Genomic DNA, 18,118 nt, shown 5'->3' on the forward strand with positions numbered 1-18,118 from the left:
CTGCAATTTTTCCTGAAAGCGCTTTATGCCGTCTCTGCTGAGCTCGGGGCCGTGGGGGCGAGCGGGCGGCAAAGACAGCAGGAATGAACGATGTCGCTGCCCATCCATCACATGATTTCCAGTGGACCACAGCCGGTGGCGCCGTTCAGCCATGCGGTCGAGGCCGATGGCTTCGTGTTCATCACCGGGCAGATGCCGACCGACCCGGCGGCGCCCGACGCGCCGTTGCCGGAGGGTATCGAGGCGCAGACCCGCCGGGTGATCGACAACCTGAAGCTGATCCTCGGCGGCATCGGGCTGGGGCTCGAGCACGTCACGATGGCGCGCATCTATCTCACCGAGTTCCAGCGCGACTATGCGGCGCTCAACGCGATGTGGCCGAGCTTCTTCGAGGCCGGAAAACTGCCGGCCCGCACCACGGTCGGCGTCACTGCGCTGGCGGTGGGGGCACTGGTCGAGATCGACCTGATCGCGCGGCGGCCTTAGAGCAGCGCCAGCCCGGCGCCGGCCGCGGCGCTCAGCAGCACCACCAGCCAGGGCGGGGTTCGGATCAGCAGCAGGACCAGCGCGGCGATGCCCCAGGCGAGATCGAGCGGGCCGAAGACGGCGCTGGTGAACACCGGATCATAGAGCGTTGCCAGCAGCAGGCCGACCACGGCGGCGTTGGCGAGATCGAGCCCGGCGCGCAGGCGCGGGTTGGCGCGCAGCGATTGCCAATAGGGCAGGGCGCCGAACACCAGGAGGAACGAGGGCAGATAGATGGCGCTGAGCCCGAGCAGCGCACCAGCGATGCCATTGGGCGGCGCGTCGAGCAGCGCGCCGACATAGGCAGCGAAGGCGAAGAGCGGGCCGGGAACCGCCTGCGCCGCGCCATAGCCGGCGAGGAACAGGTTGCGGTCGATCAGGCCGGGGGTCACCAGCTCGGCCTCGAGCAGCGGCAGCACGACATGGCCGCCGCCGAACACCAGCGAGCCGGTGCGGTAGAATTTCTCGGCGACCACCAAAGTGGCATTGCCGGTGGCGGCGAGGATCGGCAGGGCGAGCAGCAGGCCGAAAAACAGGGCGAGGAAGATGCTGCTGGTGCGATCAAAGGCGAGGCGCGGGGCAGCGGCGGGCGGCGCCAAGAGGTATCCGGCGAGAGCTGCCGCGGCAATCAGCGCCAGCTGGGTCAGGCCGGATGGGAGCAGCAGCGCGATCGCCGCGGCAGCAAGAGCAATGAGGCGGCGCTTGAGGTCCGGGGTCAGCGACTTCGACATGGCCCACACGGCTTGTGCGACCACGGCGAGTGCCGCGAGCTTCAGCCCATGCAGGACGCCGTCGGCCAGCGGGCCGGCGAGGCGGGTGGCGCCGTAGGCGAAAGCCAGCAGCAGGACGACCGAGGGTAGGGTGAAAGCTACCCACGCTGCGACGGCGCCCCAGTAACCGGCGCGCAGCTTGCCGATGGCGATGCCGACCTGGCTCGAGGCGGGGCCGGGTAGGAACTGGCAGAGCGCCACCAGATCGGCATAGGCGGCATCATCGAGCCAAGCGCGGCGCTGTACCAGCTCGGTGCGGAAGTAACCGAGATGAGCCACGGGGCCACCAAAGCTGGTAAGCCCGAGCAGCAGGAAGACGCGGAAGACCTCGGCGACGGTGTTCCTGCTTTGCTGCATCGCCGACACACACTCCGTCGTCATCCCGGCGAAAGCCGGGACCCAGCGCTCGGTGGCTCCGCGCGCTGCGGCTTCTCCGAACTTGCCGTGAAAGACCGGAGATATCCGGCGCGTTGCGCCGCCCGAGCAGTGGGTCCCGGCTTTTCGCCGGGATGACGGCCGGTGGCTAGCGGACGGCTGTGCCAGAGCCCCTCGTCACAATCAACTCGTTACCTTCGCCGTCCGACCGTAGACCAGCAGCATGATGATGATCACTAGGCCATAGATGATCTGCCGGCCGGCCTCGGGCATCTGCATGATCGACAGCACCGAGTTGAGCAGCACGATGAGGATCACCCCGACCACCGTGCCGATGAAGCGGCCGCGGCCGCCCAGGATGTGGGTGCCGCCGATCACCACCGCGGCGATGGCCGGCAGCAGGTAGGCGTTGCCCATACCCTGGTAGGCCTTGGCCGAATAGCCGGCGAGCAGCACGCCGGCGAGCGCGGCGCAGAGACCGGAGATGACGAAGGCGCCGACAATGACCCAGCGGGTGCGGATGCCGCTGAGATAGGACGCCGCCTCGCGGTTGCCGGTGGCGTAAATGGCCTTGCCGAAGGCGGTGCGGCTGAGGATTGCGGCGATGACGATGGAGACGGCGGCCCAGACGAAGATAGCGACGGGAATGCCGAGGATCTTGTCGGCGGCGAGGTAGCGCATCAGCGGCGTGGCCGAATCCTGCGGAGCGAAGCCGCCGGTGTGGGCGATCATCAGGCCGCGCATCACCGAGTCGACACCGAGAGTGAAGATCATCGAGGGGATGCGGAGGTAAGCGACGCCGAAGCCGTTGAACAGCCCGACCAGCAGGCCGATGGCGAGGCCGGTGGGGATGGCAGCGGGGCCGCCGACGGTGGTCGCCATCATGGCGGCGGCGGTCATCGTCCAGGGGACGCTGAGATCGATGTGACCGAGCAGGATCACCATCATCATCCCGGCCGCGACGATGCCGAGAAAGGCGCCGGTCTGCAGCTGGGTAAGCAGGTAATTGGGGCTGAGCAGCGGCATCGTGCCGAGCGTTGCGACGGTATAGATCGAGCCGAGCGCCAGGATCACCAACACGAAGCCGGCGGAGATGACGATCGGCAGATCGTCGGATTTCAGGCGGGGCAGGGTGAGATCGTTGGCCATGGGTCCGGTCCTACCTGAAGAGTTCGAGACGGTTCTTCACCCGCAACGTGCGGATGGCGCCGAGGCTGACGGCGGCAAGCAGCACCACGCCTTCGACCAGCGGCTGCAGCAGCGGATCGATCGACAGGATGCGGAAGTAGAACGAGATGGCGCGCAGGATCAGTGCGCCGATCAGGGCGCCGATCACCGTGCCGACACCGCCGAGCAGCGAGATGCCGCCCAGCACCACGGCGGCGATGGAATTGAGTGTGTAGGCGCCGGCCTGCGGGATATCGGCGTTGCCGGAGCCGGTCTGGATGGCGAGATAGAGCCCGGCGCAGCCGGCAAAGAACCCTGCGAGGGTGAAGGCCCAGAGCTTGGCGCGATTGATCGGCAGGCCGGACATATAGGCGGCGCCTTCGGACGAGCCGATGGCATAGAGGGTACGGCCGGTGACGGTGCGGCGGAACGGCATCCACACCGCGGCGGTGATGATGACGAGGATGAGCAGCGGCACCGGCACCCAGGCGATGGGCTGCAGCCAGGCGGCCTCGCCGTCTTCGAACAGGTGATAGGTCTCGGCCAGGTCCTTGATCGAATTGGTGACGGCCCAGTTGAGGTCGAGATCGACCTCGCCGCCAGGCTGCGGGCGGATCAACAGGGCCAGGCCGATGGCGACGGCTCCGGTGGCGAGCGTCGCGATGATCGGCTGCAGGCGGCCATAGACGATGACGAGGCCGTTGACGAGACCGAAGCCGGCGCCGGCGGCCACCGAGACGAGACAGCCGAGGATAATCTGCCAGGGTTCGCCCCGCACCAGTTCGCTGGCGATACAGCTGGTGAGGGTCATCACGGCGCCGACCGACAGGTCGAGGCCGCCGACGATCACCGTCATCGCCTGCGCCATGGCGACGAAGGCGAGCGCCACCGATTCATTGGTGTTGGCGATGAAGACGTTGGTGGAAAAACCGCGCGGGTGGATGAAATTGTAGACCATGTAGAGCGCGGCGAGCAGCAGGATGGCGCCATAGAAGCCGCGGTTCTGGCGGATCGACATGGCGAGCGCCGAGGCGCGCGGCGGGGTGCTGGCGGTGACGGCGCTCATGCGGGCACCGCCTCTCGGGCCGGTGCATCGGCCGGCCTGGTGATGTTGAGCGCGGCGGCAACCAGCGCTTCCTCGGTAATGGCGTCGCCACTGAACTCGGTGACGATGCGGCCGTCATACATCACGGCGACGCGGTCGCAGCAGCCGATCAGCTCGGCGTAATCGGTCGAGTAGAACAGGATCGCGGTGTCCTTGTCGGCGAGCTCGCGCATCAGCCGGTAGAGCTCCTGCTTGGTGCCGACGTCGATGCCGCGGGTGGGATCGTTCAGCAGCATCACCTCGGGCTGGGTCAGCAGCCATTTGGCGATCACCACCTTCTGCTGATTGCCGCCCGACAGGCTGGCGACCGGATCGTCAGGCTTGTTGAGCTTGATCTGCAGCTGGGCGATGGCGTCGGCCACCGCCTGCCGCGACTTCGCGGGATCGATGAACGGTCCCTGGCGGACCTTGTCGAAGCTGGCGACCAGGAGGTTATCGGCGATCGACATGGGCAGCATCAGGCCCTCGGTTTTCCGATCCTCCGGTACCAGCGCGATGCGGCTGCGGCCGCCCTTGGCGTCGGCGGGCGAGGCCGGGATGCCGCCCTCGCCACCGACCGTGACCTTGCCCTCGACGCCGCGGAGGACACCGAACAGGGCGAGCAGCAGTTCCTTCTGGCCCTGACCATCGAGGCCGCCCAGCCCGACGATCTCGCCCTTGCCGACCGACAGCGAGACGCCGTTGAGGCGGTTTTCCCATTTGAGGTCGGTGACGGCGAGATGCGGCTTGCGGCTCAGCGCCGGCGGCTTCACCGGAAACTGATGGACGATGTCGCGGCCGATCATCAGCTTGACGATCTGGTCCTGAGTGCGGGCGCCCTTCAAGAAGGTTTCGATGTGGCGGCCGTTGCGGAACACCGAGAGGGTGTCGCAAAGCGCCTCGACCTCGTGCATGCGGTGCGAGATGAACAGCATGCCGGTGCCCTCGGCCTTCAGCTCGGCGAGCACGTTGTAGACGGTTTCGACGTCGCGGCTGGTCAGCGCCGAGGTCGCTTCGTCGAGGATCAGCAGTTTCGGATTCTTGCCGAGCGCCTTGGCGATCTCGACCATTTGCCGGCGCGACAGCGAGAGATCGCGGATCAGGGCGCGCGGATCGACGTCCTCGCAGTGGATGCGGGCCAGCAGCGCCTCGGCGCGCTCGCGCTGGGCGCGGCGGTCGATCAGGCCGAAGCGGCGCGGTGGATCGGATATCGAGATGTTGTCGGCTACCGACAGGTCGGGCAGCAGCGACAGCTCCTGGAACACGCAGACAATGCCGGCCTTGGCTGCCTCGGAGGGGCGCGAGAAGCGGTGCTGCATACCTTCGACGCTGAGCGTACCGGTATCCGCCTGCACCACCCCGGCCATGATCTTGATCAGGGTGGATTTGCCGGCGCCATTTTCGCCCAGGATGGCGTGGATGGAGCCCTCGCGGCACGAAAAGTCGACACCCTCGAGCGCCCGTGCCCCCGAGAAATACTTGGAAACGCCGCTCAGTTCGGCAAATGGCCGCGCGGCCCGCCCGTCCAGCATCGTCAATCCTCAGCCGTCGAATGAAGGGGGAGAAGCAGTGCCGGGCGATGGGACCCGGCACCGCCTGGAAACCCGGCGTCGCTCTCGCGAAGCGCCCGGGTTTCCGTTCACCGCTGGTCGCGCGGTCGAAGGCCTCGTGGACCTTGCCGACCGCGCTCCAGGACGTGCGGAGGTCTACTGCACGTTCTCCTCGGTCTGGGCCATGATCGCCGGGCCCGAGATGTTCACGCCGCAGGGCGGGAATTCGTTGACGGTAAAGAAGTTGTCCGGCAGGTCGGTCCAGAAGTTTTCGCCGTCCTTGAGCCCCGTGTAATCGACCGACGGCAGCGGCACCGAGATGAGCTGCGGCATCACGTTGCCCTCGAGAGCCGAGATGGCTGCCTTCATCGAGATGGCGACGAGGCCGGGCGACTGGCCGATCGAGAGGCCGACAAGACCCTCGCCGGAGTGCTTGGCGACAAGCTTCCTGAAGCCGTTCTCGGCTTCGCCGCCCACCGGGACGAACGGGTGCTTGGCATCGAGCAGGGCCTGTACGGTACCGGTCGAACCACCCTGGGTGATGACGCCATCGAAGGTGCCGTGCACGGCGAGGGCGTCGGCGGTGACCTTCTGGGCGGTGCCGTCATCCCAGTTGCCGACCACCTGGACGATTTCCCAAGGACCGGGGGTGGCATCGAACACCTCGTGGATGCCGATCGAACGATCACGGTCCACCGAGTTGCCGGCAAGGCCGCGGACTTCGAGGATCTTGCCCGAGGTCTTGCCCTTGGCAGCCAGCTCCTTGAGCACGAAGCTGCCCCAGTCACGGCCCATCTGCAGCTGGTCTTCGTTGACCATCATGACCGCGTCGGTATCGAGGATGTTGTCGAACGGCACGATCACCACGTTCTCGCGGTCGGCGAGGCGGATGACGCGGTCAAAACCTTCCGGCGATACTGCGATGGTGACGATGGCGTCAAAGCCCTGGTTGATGAAGTCCTCGATGGCGCCGAGCTGGGCCGGCGCGTCGGTGCCGGTCGAGACGACCTTGAACTCCTTGATCTTGTCTTTGATCGCCGGGTCTTCAGCGAAGGCCTTGGCGGTCTTGATCATCTGGATGCGCCAGGTGTTGCCGACATAGCCGTTGACCACGGCGATGCGGTACGGCCCTTCCTGCTTGTCCCACTGGAAATACTTGGTCTCGGCGTTCCACGGGGCAAAGCAGGTGGGGTCGGCGCCAGGGCCGGCAACCACTTTGGGTCCGGCATAGCTGAGGCTGGTCGAGACGAGCAGGCCGACAAGCGCGGCCGAGGCAATGCGTAGTGCGTTCATAGGTTTCTCCTCCCAGAGAACGATCTGAAACAGCTAGGCAGTCGCTGGTCTGTGGTGGCCGGTAGTCCTCCCCCGCCCACCTGTCGTCGGGGCCGTTTCGGCCCATCCGGCGCGCCGCTCGGGCGTCGCCAAATTCTACTCCTTGAACAAAGCCAGCCCCGCTTCGAGGTGCTGGCTCATGCGATACTGAAAGGCAAAGCGGTTGCGGCTCTCGAGCGCGTCGGCGATGCCGCCATGCTCGTCGAAGCTGACACCATGGGTCTTCATGCGGTTGACGCCGCTCTCCATGATCTTGAGCATCACCGGCTTCATGATCCGATAGATCTCGTTGACCTGCTTGTTGCCGAGGATGCCGACAAGCTTGGAATGAAAGCGGAAGTCGTGCTGGGCGGCGACGTGGAGTTGCTCCTCCTCGCGCATGGTGTCGTTGATGGTTCTCAGCTCGACGATATCCTCGGACGTCGCGCGATCGAACAACTGGTCGACCGCGCCGACCTCGATCAGCTGGCGGAAGCCCTGGGTGTCGAGGAAGGTCTGCCGGCTCAGCTCCAGCGTATTGAACGAGTAGAGTTCGAAGACGGCGTCCATCCGCCGATCGATGATCACCGCGCCCACCTTGGGGCGCACGTCGACCACGCCATAGGCCTTGAGGATGCGCATCGCCTCGCGCACCGTGGTGCGGCTCGACGTGAACATCTCACCCAGCTCGCGCTCCGACGGCAGCGGATCGCCGACGCCGAGATTGCGCTTGTCGATCAGCGCCTTGATCTGTCCGACCAGGGTTTCGACGGCGGAATCATAGAGGTGCACGGCGCCATGCTTCTGGCGCGCGCCCCCTTGCTTCAGCCGAACGACATCGCTCCTGGCCGTCATGACCGGATTGCCTCGACACAAGTTGTAGTAGATCCCTCAATCCTACATTTGTAGGACCAGCGGCACGGTAGTTTCAGTGTTTTTGGCTGTCAATAGCCCCGCAATGGAAGCTTATGCGAGATTGTGACGTCATCTGGTATGACAAATAGTAGTTCAAACTGATCTGACAACGATTGCACAGATGTCAAATGGCGCGGAAAAGTCATTGAATGCTAACATGTTAGCAAGGGTGCGCCGCGAGTGAATGTGGAACACCGAAAAACCCCGCAGCAGGTGCTGCGAGGCTGTGAAAAACCTGCCGGCGACCGGCTCAGGAGCAGGGGTGATCTGCCTCAGTTCGGTGTGTAGGTCAGCGCCACGACGCCATCGGGCAGGGGCGTGGCTTCCAACAGGCGAAGCTTACTCTCAACGCCAGAACCGAAGACGGCCTGGCCGCCACCGAGCAGGATCGGGTTGAGGAACAGGTGCAATTCGTCGATCAGGCCGCGCTCGAGGCAACTGCGGACGAGCAGCGGACTGCCGAAACTGACGATGTCGCCGCCCGGCTGCTGCTTGATGGCAGTGAGCTCAGCGGGATCCCGCAGCAGAAGGGAGGTTTCCCAACTGGCCTCGGCTTCGGGCAGGCTGGTGGAGACGACGATCTTGGTGGCGTGCGCGATCCAGTCGGCATGGGCGCGCTCGCCAGGAGTGGCGTCGGGATCGTTCGGGACGCTCGGCCAGTAGCCCTGCATGCCCTTGTAGGTCTTGGGACCAAAGACCACGGCATCGGCATTGGCGGTCAGCTGCTTGGCGCGAGCAGCGATCTGGTCGTTGTAGGTCACCCAATGGAAGCCGCCAGCGGCATCGGAGGCATAGCCATCCAGCGAGATATGCAGGTGCATCTTGAGTTTGCGCATGGTTGGTCCTCATTGGTTAAGTTATGGCTTAACTAAAGCGGAGCCGGGCTGGAGTCAATAGTTAGTAGGCTGCTTAAGTGATGTGCTTGCCGTGCATGCCGTCAGCCACCGTGGTCAGCGAGCTTCGGCACCCAAAGCGAAGGGCGCCGGCCTTGCGACCGACGCCCTTCAAAACTCAGTGGCGAAACCTCAGGCGGCGTAGGCCTTGGTCTTCTGCTGCTGCTCGCCCAGGCCCTCGATGCCCAGCTTCATGGTCTGGCCCGGCTTCAGCCAGATCGGGGTGGGCTTCTGGCCCATGCCGACACCCGGCGGGGTGCCGGTGGTGATCACGTCACCCGGCTGCAGGCTCATGAACTGGCTGAGATAGGCGACGAGGTGGGCGACGCCGAAGATCATGGTCTTGGTCGAGCCGTCCTGGTAGCGGTGGCCATCGACGTCGAGCCACATGCCGAGGTTCTGCACGTCCTTGATTTCGTCCTTGGTGACCAGCCACGGGCCGATCGGGCCGAAGGTGTCGGCCGACTTGCCCTTGGTCCACTGGCCGCCGCGCTCGGTCTGGAAGTGGCGCTCGGAAAGGTCGTTCACCACGCAGTAGCCGGCAACGTAATCCAGCGCGTCCTTTTCCTCGATATACTTGGCTTCCTTGCCGATGATGACGCCGAGCTCGACTTCCCAGTCGGGCTTCAGGGTGTTCTTGGGCAGGATCACGTCGTCGTTCGGGCCGATGATGGCGCTGGTGGCCTTCATGAACAGGATCGGCTCGGCCGGAATGGCAGCGCCGGTCTCGGCGGCGTGGTCGGCATAGTTGAGGCCGATGCACATGAACTTGCCGACATTGCCGACGCAGGGGCCGATACGCGAGCCCTGGTCGAGCACCGGCAGGCTGCCATGGTCGGCCGCCTTGATCTTGGCGAGACCGGCAGCGCCGATCGAGGCGCCGTTGATATCGGGCACCACGGACGAGAGATCGCGATAGGTCCCGTCGGTGTGCAGGATGGCGGGCTTTTCGGCGCCCTTGGCGCCGACGCGCAGAAGTTTCATGGAATGCTCCTCAGACTTGGCGGGAAGGGATAGGGCCAGACCCACGCGGAGTCGAGGCCAACCATGGTCGAATCCGTTCGGTGCATTCAGGCAGGCGGAATGTCGAGGGTGAACAGCCGGGGGTGGCCGTTGGCCGGGTGGTCGGCGAGCACCAGCAGTTCGGCGCTGGCACTGCCGTTCGCGGCGGACGCATAGCCGGCGAGCAGCAGGCCCTCGACCTTGTCGCCCTCGATCGGGGCGAGCCGGCCGAGGCGGCGTACTGTCTCGCGCTTGCGGTCGAACAGATGGATGGCGAAGCCCGCCGTCGCGTCGGATGCGGGGCCGGAGAGGATGAGCAGGCGGCCATCGGGCAACATGGCGAGATCGCGAATGCCGGCGCCGCGGCCGAGCGGGACACGCAGGGTTCTGGGGGCGAGATCGGCGCCTGGGGTGAACAGCGCGGCGGCGCGGACGCTCAGCAACAGCGCCTTGCCGTCGATGACCGGGCTGCGGAAGCCGAAATAGAGCCGGCGTCGCCAGGCGGCGAGGCCTTCGATATTGAGGCCATCGCGCTTGTTGGGCGATTTGAGGAAGTACGGGGCAAAGCTTTTGCGATGCGCCAGCAGTTCGTTGAGGCGGAAGCTCAGCTCGGGGCGGCGGCCATCGCGGCTGATGCGGGCCACCAGGTGGGCGGAGCGACGATAGTCGGCGCGCTTCTTGCCCTCGGGCGCGACCCAGTCGTGGATGCTGTGCGAGCCGGTGACGTAATAGTGCGGGTCGAGCCAGGCGACGCCTTCGCCATCGAGGATGTAGCGATCGGGCCCGGGATCGCCGTCATCGGGGGCGTTGCCGACGGCCTCGAGCGCGTCGCGGTCGGTGGGCAGCAGCGGCACCACGGCACCGGTCGTCAGGGTTGCGGCATCGAGGTCGAGCGTCGCGAACTGGGCGAACAGCCCTTCGTTGTCGATGACGAGGCACTTGCGCCGCCGGCGGTTCAGCGGGGCGGCGCTGGCGATGCCGCTGAGGTCGGTGGCGACCGCGGTCTCGCCGCTTCGGAACTCGCCGATCACGGCGAGCTCCCGGGTGGCGATGAACGGCGGATCGACGCGCCGCGGCATGGGTTACTCCGGGCGGACGATGCCCTTCTTCAGGAGCACGTTGCCATAGAGGCGGCGCTCGCCCGTCTGGATCACCGCGTAGGCGCCGTGCACGCGCTCGTAGAAGGCGAAGCGCTCGAGCAGGCTGAGTTTCATCTCCGGCTCGTGCTTTTTGATCAGCTTGTCAAAATCCTTGTGGGTCTGTTCGCGCTTTTTGGCGTCGCCGACCACTTCCATGCCGAAGGCCTGCTCGTCGACGAAGGTATCGAGCGGCATCACCGTGAGGATGGCGTCGAGCACCTCGGTGGCGCTGATCCCGTCGAGCCGCACCAATTGCGGGCCGGCGCTGTCGCCGGGGTAGTTGGCATCGACGATGGCGATCTCGTCGCCATGGCCCATGGCGCGCAGGATGTAGAGCAGGTCAGGGCCGAGGATCGGGGGGATGTTTTTGAGCATGCGAGGGGTCTCGTTGGTGGATTGGAGTTCGGCAGTAGGCAGTAGGCAGTAGAAGAATGGAGAGGGAGCGGTGCACCACTGCCGACTGCCGCCTACCCGAACGGAAACGCCGAGTGGGCTGGATCTTCCCGCAGCAACTGGCCATCGGCGAAGAGTTCGGCGTGCTCGACGGCGAAGGCGATGAGCTCGGCCATCACCGAGTCGATATGGGCGCGCATGGCGGCCGAGGCGATCGCGGCGTCGCCGGCGGTGATGCCGTCGAGAATCTTCTGGTGCTCGGCGAGGGTGACGCTCAACCGGCGCGGCGTGAGGATCAGCCGGCGAGCCCGATCGAGATTGGCGCGGGTGTTCTCGATGACGCCCTTCACCTTGGTGAAGCGCATGTCGCCGAAGACGATGTCGTGGAACTCGAGATCGCGCTCGTGGAAGCCGTTCTGGTCGTCGATCTCCACGGCGGCGCGCTGGTAGCTCATGTTGCGCTGCAGCGTGTCGATCAGCTCCGGGCTGTGATTGCCGGTGACGACGCGCACTGCTTCGGCCTCGAGCGCTTTGCGGATCAGCATGTATTCGAGCACGTCGGCGATGCGCACCAGCGAAACGGTGGAGCCGCGCTGCGGCAGGATATCGACCAGGCCCTCGGCCTGCAGGCGAGCCAGCGCCTCCGAGACCGGGAAGCGCGAGACGCCCAGCCGCTCGCAGATGGCGCCCTTGTCGATCACTTCGCCGGGCTTGAGGTCAAGCTGGACGATGGCCTGGCGCAACGTGTCGGTGACGAACACGGTGACATTGCCACGCGTCGGGGTCGCCGGCGTAGACAGAAATGAGTAGGGACTTGCCTCGGTCTTCATGCTAACATGTTAGTTGGAGTGCCGGAGCTTTTCAATCGCACCTGCTTGTCACCCGCCTGGTTTTCCGCCGCAAGCGGGCTAGCTCGGGCGTACAATAGTTTTGGTGGCTTTTGAGTGGTGTTGGCAGTTCCTGTCCCGAATCCAGGATCAAAAGAGCCGCCGCCGATGTCCGATGTCATGTCCCGCCCCGCCGCCGCCAAAACCCTGCTGCTCAACGCCCAAGACAATGTCGCGGTGGCGCTGAGCAATCTCGATGTCGGCACCGATACGCCGCAGGGGGTGCGCACCACCAAACGGGTGCCCAAGGGCCACAAGTTCACCGTGCGGCAGGTCGCGGCCGGCGAGCCGATCGTCAAGTTCGGGCAGATCATTGGCTTCGCCAAGGACGCGATCCCGCCAGGCGAATGGGTGCATGAGCACAATGTGACGATCGGCGAAGAGCATGGGGCGTTCAAGCGCGACTATGCCTTCGGCGAGGGCGTCGTGCCGGTGGAGTTCGTGCCGGAAGCGCAGCGGGCGACGTTCCAGGGGTTTCGCCGCTCCAACGGCCAGGTCGGCACCCGCAACTATATCGGCATTCTCACTTCAGTGAATTGCTCGACCACGGTGGCCGGGTTCATCGCGCGCGAGGTCGAGCGCTCGGGCATTCTCGAGCAATACCCGAATGTCGATGGCATCGTGGCGCTGAAGCAGGCCAATGGCTGTGTCATCGATTATCGAGGGGTGATCTTCGACATTTTGAAGAAGACCACCTGGGGCTATGCCACCAACCCGAACATGGGTGGGGTGATCATGGTGGGGCTGGGCTGCGAAGGCTTCCAGATCCCCCGGCTCAAGGAGGCCTATGGGGTCACCGAGAACGAGACCTTCCGCACCATGACAATCCAGGAAGTCGGCGGCACGAAAAAGACCGTCGAAGCCGGCGTCGAGGCGGTCAAAGCCATGCTGCCGATCGTCAACAAGGCCAGGCGCGAAACGGTGCCGGCGTCGGAGTTGATGCTGGCGCTGCAGTGCGGTGGCTCGGATGGCTATTCGGGCATCACTGCCAACCCGGCGCTGGGCGTCGCGGCCGACATCCTGGTGCGGCATGGCGGCACGGCGATTCTGTCGGAGACGCCGGAGGTTTATGGGGCGGAGCACCTGCTTACCCGGCGCGCCAAAAATCGCGAGGTCGGCGAAAAGCTCATCGATATCATCCATTGGTGGGAAGATTACGCCGAGCGCAACAATATGGAGATGAACAACAATCCCTCGCCGGGCAACAAACTCGGCGGACTTACCACTATCCTCGAGAAATCTTTGGGTGCGACTGCAAAAGGTGGGACGACTCCACTCAATGCAGTGTATCACTATGCCGATCCGGTGACCGAAAAGGGGTTCGTGTTCATGGATACGCCGGGATACGATCCGGTTTCGGCGACTGGGCAGGTCGCAGGTGGTGCAAATATACTATGCTTCACCACCGGCCGTGGCTCGGCCTATGGCTGCAAGCCGACGCCGTCGATCAAGATCGCCACCAACTCGGACATCTATCACAAGATGATCGACGACATGGATATCAACGGCGGCGAAGTGGTCGAGGGCGGCTCGCTCGAAGAGAAGGGGCAGGAGATCTTCGACAAGATCCTTGCCGTCGCTTCGGGCGAAAAGAGCAAGTCGGAACTCTTGGGCTACGGCGACAACGAGTTCGTGCCCTGGCAGATCGGCGCAACCTTCTGATGCGGCGCGCCGTCCACGTGGTGATCACTGGACGGGTGCAGGGAGTGGGCTTTCGCGCTTTCGTCGAGCGCGAGGCAGAGGCGCTGCGGCTCGAAGGCTGGGTGCGGAACCGGCGTGACGGCACAGTCGAAGCGGTGTTCGCCGGCGATGAGGGCGAAATCCAGCACATCCTGATGGAACTCAATGCCGGCCCGCCCGCTGCCGCGGTGACTGACGTGCGGACCGGACCCTATGAAGGCCCGATCCCGCCGGGTTTCAGTTCGCTGCCGACGGCGTGACCGGGATGCAGGATATCCGCGGCTTCATGGTGTTCGAGCAGTGGCTCGAGGGGGAGATTGCTTGCCAGACAAACCATGATCGCGAACGCGTGAATCCCTCTTCGTCGATCAATGGTGATCTCGGAGTGGACGGCGACGACGCGTACGAGCTTCTCGTTTATCTGGAGCGCGAGACGGGGGCCGACTTCACCGACTTTGCCATCGACGATTACTTCGGCGCGGAAGCGCAGGGGTATGAGATGATCCAGGCCATTCGCCGCTTTCTCAAGGGCGAAAAGAAAATCTGGCGTCGACTAAGCGTTCGAGAGCTGGCGACCTTTATGTGGGAGCATGGGGGACGGGTCCCGGGACAGGCTGCTGCCGCGGGCAATATTTGACTTTGGCAGCCGCATCACCATATTGCCGACATGTCTTGCTTCGCGACCATCATCGGTATGGCACCGCGCCGGGAAAACCCGGTCGCAGGCATATAGCCCCATGATCCGCGCCTAGGCGCCGCCGGGTCTGGGGCATCCCGAACCCACGCGGAGCTTTCCGCTCGGGCTCACCAGCAAGGCGCCACATCCCAAACACCAGCGTGAACCGTCGCGGGCGAAGACCCGCAGACGTTCGCGCATCGAAAGGAATTTCTCAGATGCAATCCATGCGTCGCTATGACCTGCAACCGCGTATCGTCCTCAGCGAGGACGACCACCGCAAACTCATCGCCCTGGCACTGGCCGGCAGCGGACACAGCTCCGATGCGGCCGACGACCTGTTGTATGAAATCGAACGCGCCCGCGTCGTGCCGACCCCCAAATTGGGTTCGAGCATTGTGCGGATGGGCTCGACCGTGACCTACCGGCCCGACAACGGCGCGGAGCGCACCGTGCAACTGGTCTATCCGGTCGATGCCGATATCTCCCAGGGCAAGATCTCGGTGCTGACCCCGGTCGGCACGGCGCTGATCGGCCTCGATGTCGGGCAGTCGATCACCTGGGAGGCGCGTGACGGCCACAAGCACGTGCTGACCGTGCTGGCGGTCGCGCCGCAGGCGTGATTCGCGGTCGGCGGGCCACCCGGCCCGCTCGTGTGCAGCCGGATCATCAGCAAAACCAGCCGGTTGGACTGTCACAATTGTGCGGCCCAACCGTCATCGACCGGGCATCGCCAGTGGTTAATGAAGTGTTGCGGCCAAATTGGCCGCGCCGCACTTCGGAGGCTCGAATGGCCCAGCAACGTGCCCACCACCCAATCGTCACCGGCATGCGCTCGACCACCGGGCAGGCGCTGGCGATCCGCTATGACCTCAGCTCCAACACCATCGCTTTCGTCGAGGACGACTGGTTCGCCGACACCGTGCGCAGCGGAAGTGTGCCGCCTCGCACCGAGGTGAGGCAGCGGCTGGGCAACAACGTCACCAGGCTGAGGCCACGGCGGCGGGTGTAAGCTTCTCAGGCCGGCGCGAGCTGACCCCCACCCCTGCCCCCTCCCCCCTAGGGGCGCGGTAGCGCCCCGGAATGGGGAGGGAGACCCATGCTGAGCCGCCCGTGTGGGCGTCTCCCTCCCCCTGTTTGAGGGGGAGGGGACAGGGGGGGGTCAGCCCGCGCCAGCTCGGCGGCTAAGGCCGTGTCGCCCCATTCACCGCCAGGTAGATGCTGTGCAGGCTCTGCGTGGCGCAGATGAACAGGCGGTTGCGGCGGGGGCCGCCGAATTCGACATTGGCGACGGTGTCGGGCGTCAGGAGCTTGCCGAGCAGCACGCCCGATGAGTTGAAGCAGTGGACGCCGTCACCCGCCGAGGTCCAGACATTGCCGCGGTCGTCGAGGCGGAAACCGTCGGGCAGGCCCGTATCGGTGACGCAGAAGACGCGGCCATTGCTGACGGTGTTGTCGGCGTTGACGTCGAACACCCGGATGTGACGCGGCAGGTCGGCGCCGTGGCTATAGGCGCTGTCGGCGACGTAGAGGAGTTTCTCGTCAGGCGAAAAGGCGATGCCGTTGGGGCGGACGAAATCGTCGATCCCGACCTTCAGCACGCCGGTGGCGGGATCGAGGCAGAAGACGTAGCAGCCATCCTGCTCGAACTCGCCCTTGTAGCCCTCGTAGTCCGAGAGAATGCCGTAGCCGGGGTCGGTGAACCAGATGGTGCCGTCGGATTTCACCACCACATCGTTGGGGGCGTTGAGCTTCTTGCCGCGATAGCTGTCGGCGAGGACGGTGATCGAGCCATCGAGCTCGGTGCGGACGACGTTGCGGCCGCCATGCGAGCAGGAGACCAGCCGACCCTCACGGTCGCGCGTGTTGCCGTTGATGTAGTTTGAGTTGTGCCGGTAGACCGAGGCGCCGCCGTCGGGGGTCCAGCGCAGCATGCGGTTGTTGGGGATGTCGGACCAGACCAGCTGGTTGGCGTCGCCGAACCAGCACGGGCCCTCGGCCCAGCGGCAATCGGAATAGAGCGTTTCGAGCTTGGCGCTGCCCTGGATCAGGTGCCCGAACTCTTTCTCGTGATGCTGATAGACGCCGGCCATTTTGGTCCCCCGCTTGTTTGTTTGGCGGCATCCAATCGGAAGTTTTGGAGCCCGGCAAGGCTACTTGCGTTCATTGCAGGCGAGGCGCAGAGCTTCCGCCTCAAGGAGAATACCGATGCCGATCACCGATGCGCTCAACACCCGCCTCAAGGATCCCTCGCTGCTGCAGGCCGCCGCCTTTATCGGCGGGCGCTGGCTCGAGACGGCAGAAAACGGCACAACTTTCGAAGTGACTAACCCCTCGACCGGCGCGGTGCTGGCGGTGCTGCCGAACTGCGGCGTGGCGGAAGCCAAGCTCGCGATTACCGCAGCCGAGACGGCGCAGCAGGCCTGGGCGAAGCAGACCGGCAAGGCGCGCGCCGCCGTGCTGCGCAAGCTGCATGAGTTGATGGTCGAGAACGCCGACGATCTGGCGGCGATCATGACCGCCGAGCAGGGTAAGCCGGTGCCCGAGGCCAAGGGCGAGGTGCTCTATGGCGCCGCCTATGTCGAGTGGTTTGGCGAGGAAGCCAAGCGGGTCTATGGCGACACCATTCCCGGGCACCAGGAAGACAAGCGGATCATCGTGATCAAGCAGCCGGTGGGGGTGGTCGCGACGATCACGCCGTGGAACTTCCCCAACGCCATGCTTGCCCGCAAGGTGGCTCCCGCATTGGCGGCCGGGTGTGCGGTGGTGTCGAAGCCGGCAGCGGAAACGCCGCTTTCCGCCATCGCCATTGGCGTGTTGGCCGAGCGGGCCGGGCTGCCCGCCGGGCTGTTCAACCTGTTGCCGTCGACCCATTCGTCGGATCTGGGCAAGGAGTTCTGCTCGAACGAGGTGGTCAGGAAGCTGAGTTTTACTGGCTCGACCGAGGTCGGCCGCATCCTGATGCGGCAAGGAGCCGACCAGATCAAGCGGCTGAGCCTCGAGCTCGGCGGCAATGCGCCGTTCATCGTGTTCGATGATGCTGATCTGGATGCGGCGGTCGAGGGCGCGATGATCTCGAAGTACCGCAATAACGGGCAGACCTGCGTCTGCGCCAACCGCATCTATGTGCAGGCCGGCGTCTACGATGCGTTCGCCGAAAAGCTCACCGCTGCAGTGGAAAAGCTGAGGGTGGGCGACGGCTTTGGCGAGGGGATCACCACCGGGCCGCTGATCGACGAGAAGGCGGTGGAGAAGGTGGAGCGGCACCTCACCGACGCGCTACGCAAGGGCGGCCGGCTGCTGGTTGGTGGCAAGCGCAAGGAGGGGTTGTTCTTCGAGCCGACCATCGTCGCCGACGCGACCGCCGACATGATGCTGGCACGCGAAGAGACGTTCGGGCCTCTGGCGCCGCTGTTCCGTTTCGAGACGGTGGAGGAGGTGATCCGGCTCGCCAACGCTACCGAGTTCGGGCTCGCGTCATACTTCTATGCGCGCGACCTTGGCCGGGTGTTCGAGGTGGCCGAGGCGCTCGATTACGGCATGGTCGGGATCAATACCGGGCTGATCTCCACCGAGGTGGCGCCGTTCGGCGGCGTGAAGCAATCGGGGCATGGGCGCGAGGGATCGAAGTACGGCATCGAGGACTATCTCGACATCAAGTATCTTTGCCTGAGTGTTTGAGGCGGTGCATTGGCCCCACCCCACCCAGTTTCGCTAGGCAGCAAGCTGCCAAGCTCCACTACCCTCCCCA

19 protein-coding genes are annotated in these 18,118 nt (G+C 65.0%); 7 read left to right on the top strand and 12 right to left on the bottom strand.

Translation table 11 applies throughout. The features are described 5' to 3' along the window. Positions 1–111 precede the first annotated feature (111 nt). Positions 112–486, top strand: coding sequence for a RidA family protein (locus ASC68_RS19135; protein ID WP_055883295.1), 375 nt, complete (start codon positions 112–114; stop codon positions 484–486). Here the strand turns inward: ASC68_RS19135 and chrA are convergent. The 11 genes from chrA to ASC68_RS19190 form a co-directional block, all read right to left on the bottom strand. Beyond that, entirely contained in the window at positions 483–1,652 is a 1,170-nt protein-coding gene (gene chrA / locus ASC68_RS19140; protein ID WP_248310568.1) for a chromate efflux transporter, read from the bottom strand. The genes ASC68_RS19135 and chrA overlap by 4 nt on opposite strands. A 201-nt stretch (positions 1,653–1,853) precedes the next feature. Then, positions 1,854–2,819 (bottom strand): ABC transporter permease, encoded by a 966-nt coding sequence (locus ASC68_RS19145; protein WP_055882841.1) that lies wholly within the window; start codon positions 2,817–2,819, stop codon positions 1,854–1,856. A gap of 10 nt (positions 2,820–2,829) precedes the next feature. Beyond that, a complete protein-coding gene (locus tag ASC68_RS19150; RefSeq protein ID WP_055882843.1) occupies positions 2,830–3,903 on the bottom strand; it encodes an ABC transporter permease in 1,074 nt (357 codons plus the stop codon). Then, entirely contained in the window at positions 3,900–5,453 is a 1,554-nt protein-coding gene (locus ASC68_RS19155; RefSeq protein WP_055882845.1) for a sugar ABC transporter ATP-binding protein, read from the bottom strand. Before ASC68_RS19155 ends, ASC68_RS19150 begins: the two co-directional genes overlap by 4 nt. A 174-nt stretch (positions 5,454–5,627) precedes the next feature. Next, positions 5,628–6,764, bottom strand: a complete 1,137-nt coding sequence (locus tag ASC68_RS19160) for a sugar ABC transporter substrate-binding protein (RefSeq protein WP_055882847.1) — start codon at positions 6,762–6,764, stop codon at positions 5,628–5,630. Positions 6,765–6,899: 135 nt separating this feature from the next. Next, positions 6,900–7,637 carry an FCD domain-containing protein gene (locus tag ASC68_RS19165; RefSeq protein ID WP_055882848.1) on the bottom strand — a complete coding sequence of 246 codons (738 nt, stop codon included), beginning with the start codon at positions 7,635–7,637 and terminating at the stop codon, positions 6,900–6,902. A 332-nt stretch (positions 7,638–7,969) separates the two neighbouring features. Beyond that, the gene (locus tag ASC68_RS19170) at positions 7,970–8,533 is read right to left on the bottom strand and encodes a dihydrofolate reductase family protein (protein ID WP_055882850.1); all 564 of its coding nucleotides are present in this window, start codon (positions 8,531–8,533) and stop codon (positions 7,970–7,972) included. A gap of 189 nt (positions 8,534–8,722) precedes the next feature. Continuing rightward, on the bottom strand, positions 8,723–9,574 hold the full coding sequence (locus ASC68_RS19175) for a fumarylacetoacetate hydrolase family protein (protein ID WP_055882852.1): 852 nt from the start codon (positions 9,572–9,574) through the stop codon (positions 8,723–8,725). A gap of 86 nt (positions 9,575–9,660) precedes the next feature. Further along, positions 9,661–10,671, bottom strand: a complete 1,011-nt coding sequence (locus tag ASC68_RS19180; RefSeq protein WP_055882854.1) for a DUF3616 domain-containing protein — start codon at positions 10,669–10,671, stop codon at positions 9,661–9,663. 3 nt (positions 10,672–10,674) lie between these two features. Continuing rightward, positions 10,675–11,106: an RbsD/FucU domain-containing protein gene (locus ASC68_RS19185; RefSeq protein ID WP_055882856.1), complete on the bottom strand. Its 432-nt coding sequence runs from the start codon at positions 11,104–11,106 to the stop codon at positions 10,675–10,677. A gap of 92 nt (positions 11,107–11,198) precedes the next feature. Continuing rightward, the gene (locus ASC68_RS19190; protein WP_055882858.1) at positions 11,199–11,954 is read right to left on the bottom strand and encodes a GntR family transcriptional regulator; all 756 of its coding nucleotides are present in this window, start codon (positions 11,952–11,954) and stop codon (positions 11,199–11,201) included. A gap of 165 nt (positions 11,955–12,119) precedes the next feature. Between ASC68_RS19190 and ASC68_RS19195 the strand changes: the two genes are divergently transcribed. From ASC68_RS19195 to ASC68_RS19215, 5 genes are all read left to right on the top strand, one after another. Then, positions 12,120–13,673: an altronate dehydratase family protein gene (locus ASC68_RS19195; protein ID WP_055882860.1), complete on the top strand. Its 1,554-nt coding sequence runs from the start codon at positions 12,120–12,122 to the stop codon at positions 13,671–13,673. Beyond that, positions 13,673–13,951, top strand: coding sequence for an acylphosphatase (locus ASC68_RS19200; protein ID WP_055882862.1), 279 nt, complete (start codon positions 13,673–13,675; stop codon positions 13,949–13,951). Before ASC68_RS19195 ends, ASC68_RS19200 begins: the two co-directional genes overlap by 1 nt. A gap of 5 nt (positions 13,952–13,956) precedes the next feature. Then, positions 13,957–14,328: a DUF1493 family protein gene (locus tag ASC68_RS19205; protein WP_055882864.1), complete on the top strand. Its 372-nt coding sequence runs from the start codon at positions 13,957–13,959 to the stop codon at positions 14,326–14,328. 257 nt (positions 14,329–14,585) lie between these two features. Then, positions 14,586–14,990, top strand: a complete 405-nt coding sequence (gene rnk / locus ASC68_RS19210; RefSeq protein ID WP_055882866.1) for a nucleoside diphosphate kinase regulator — start codon at positions 14,586–14,588, stop codon at positions 14,988–14,990. A 167-nt stretch (positions 14,991–15,157) separates the two neighbouring features. Further along, on the top strand, positions 15,158–15,379 hold the full coding sequence (locus ASC68_RS19215; protein WP_055882868.1) for a hypothetical protein: 222 nt from the start codon (positions 15,158–15,160) through the stop codon (positions 15,377–15,379). A 172-nt stretch (positions 15,380–15,551) separates the two neighbouring features. Here the strand turns inward: ASC68_RS19215 and ASC68_RS19220 are convergent, their stop codons facing one another. Next, the gene (locus ASC68_RS19220; protein ID WP_055882870.1) at positions 15,552–16,460 is read right to left on the bottom strand and encodes an SMP-30/gluconolactonase/LRE family protein; all 909 of its coding nucleotides are present in this window, start codon (positions 16,458–16,460) and stop codon (positions 15,552–15,554) included. 115 nt (positions 16,461–16,575) lie between these two features. Here ASC68_RS19220 and ASC68_RS19225 point away from each other — a divergent pair, with 115 nt between their 5' ends. Continuing rightward, a complete protein-coding gene (locus tag ASC68_RS19225; protein WP_055882872.1) occupies positions 16,576–18,048 on the top strand; it encodes an NAD-dependent succinate-semialdehyde dehydrogenase in 1,473 nt (490 codons plus the stop codon). Positions 18,049–18,118: the final 70 nt, after the last annotated feature.

Source organism: Devosia sp. Root105, assembly GCF_001424865.1.
GTDB lineage: Bacteria > Pseudomonadota > Alphaproteobacteria > Rhizobiales > Devosiaceae > Devosia_A.

Bases quoted from the DNA above. Each gene is read 5' to 3' on its own strand.
- ASC68_RS19165 (WP_055882848.1), bottom strand. From the start codon at position 7,637: ATGACGGCCAGGAGCGATGTCGTTCGGCTGAAGCAAGGGGGCGCGCGC.
- ASC68_RS19185 (WP_055882856.1), bottom strand. From the start codon at position 11,106: ATGCTCAAAAACATCCCCCCGATCCTCGGCCCTGACCTGCTCTACATC.
- ASC68_RS19205 (WP_055882864.1), top strand. From the start codon at position 13,957: ATGCAGGATATCCGCGGCTTCATGGTGTTCGAGCAGTGGCTCGAGGGG.
- rnk (WP_055882866.1), top strand. From the start codon at position 14,586: ATGCAATCCATGCGTCGCTATGACCTGCAACCGCGTATCGTCCTCAGC.
- ASC68_RS19155 (WP_055882845.1), bottom strand. From the start codon at position 5,453: ATGCTGGACGGGCGGGCCGCGCGGCCATTTGCCGAACTGAGCGGCGTT.
- chrA (WP_248310568.1), bottom strand. From the start codon at position 1,652: ATGCAGCAAAGCAGGAACACCGTCGCCGAGGTCTTCCGCGTCTTCCTG.
- ASC68_RS19170 (WP_055882850.1), bottom strand. From the start codon at position 8,533: ATGCGCAAACTCAAGATGCACCTGCATATCTCGCTGGATGGCTATGCC.
- ASC68_RS19200 (WP_055882862.1), top strand. From the start codon at position 13,673: ATGCGGCGCGCCGTCCACGTGGTGATCACTGGACGGGTGCAGGGAGTG.
- ASC68_RS19145 (WP_055882841.1), bottom strand. From the start codon at position 2,819: ATGGCCAACGATCTCACCCTGCCCCGCCTGAAATCCGACGATCTGCCG.
- ASC68_RS19135 (WP_055883295.1), top strand. From the start codon at position 112: ATGATTTCCAGTGGACCACAGCCGGTGGCGCCGTTCAGCCATGCGGTC.
- ASC68_RS19215 (WP_055882868.1), top strand. From the start codon at position 15,158: ATGGCCCAGCAACGTGCCCACCACCCAATCGTCACCGGCATGCGCTCG.
- ASC68_RS19220 (WP_055882870.1), bottom strand. From the start codon at position 16,460: ATGGCCGGCGTCTATCAGCATCACGAGAAAGAGTTCGGGCACCTGATC.
- ASC68_RS19190 (WP_055882858.1), bottom strand. From the start codon at position 11,954: ATGAAGACCGAGGCAAGTCCCTACTCATTTCTGTCTACGCCGGCGACC.
- ASC68_RS19150 (WP_055882843.1), bottom strand. From the start codon at position 3,903: ATGAGCGCCGTCACCGCCAGCACCCCGCCGCGCGCCTCGGCGCTCGCC.
- ASC68_RS19225 (WP_055882872.1), top strand. From the start codon at position 16,576: ATGCCGATCACCGATGCGCTCAACACCCGCCTCAAGGATCCCTCGCTG.
- ASC68_RS19160 (WP_055882847.1), bottom strand. From the start codon at position 6,764: ATGAACGCACTACGCATTGCCTCGGCCGCGCTTGTCGGCCTGCTCGTC.
- ASC68_RS19180 (WP_055882854.1), bottom strand. From the start codon at position 10,671: ATGCCGCGGCGCGTCGATCCGCCGTTCATCGCCACCCGGGAGCTCGCC.
- ASC68_RS19195 (WP_055882860.1), top strand. From the start codon at position 12,120: ATGTCCGATGTCATGTCCCGCCCCGCCGCCGCCAAAACCCTGCTGCTC.
- ASC68_RS19175 (WP_055882852.1), bottom strand. From the start codon at position 9,574: ATGAAACTTCTGCGCGTCGGCGCCAAGGGCGCCGAAAAGCCCGCCATC.